The sequence below is a fragment of the Streptomyces sp. P9(2023) genome, from assembly GCF_032436795.1.
Lineage (GTDB): Bacteria > Actinomycetota > Actinomycetes > Streptomycetales > Streptomycetaceae > Streptomyces.
The window spans coordinates 1-278 of sequence record NZ_JAUPWM010000396.1; the positions used below are offsets into that span (position 1 = coordinate 1).

Sequence of the window (278 nt, forward strand, 5' to 3'; positions counted from 1 at the left end):
GTCGTCTAGATCGCGGGCCGCATCCTCGGCTTGCTTTGAATCAATCTGGATGCCGAGTTGTGCAAAATTAGCCATCGTTTCTATGCTCCGCTGCTGTTTCTAGGGCCACTTGTTCCATGATGCGGATGTGTGAGAACACTTCCGGCCTTCGCTCGACCCCAACCTCAAGCATATCCATTACAACTGGTAACGCGGCGTAATCTAATCCGGCTGCCCCTGCAAACGTGTAACGCCTTTGCGTATCCATGCAAACAAAGACGTTAACCGCTTCCGCATTG

At 52.2% G+C, this 278-nt stretch carries 1 protein-coding gene; it reads right to left on the reverse strand.

Annotated elements, in window-relative coordinates; translation table 11 throughout:
- Positions 1-67 precede the first annotated feature (67 nt).
- On the reverse strand, positions 68-278 hold a 211-nt coding region (locus Q5762_RS38080), incomplete at its 5' end, for a DUF1799 domain-containing protein (RefSeq protein WP_315896890.1).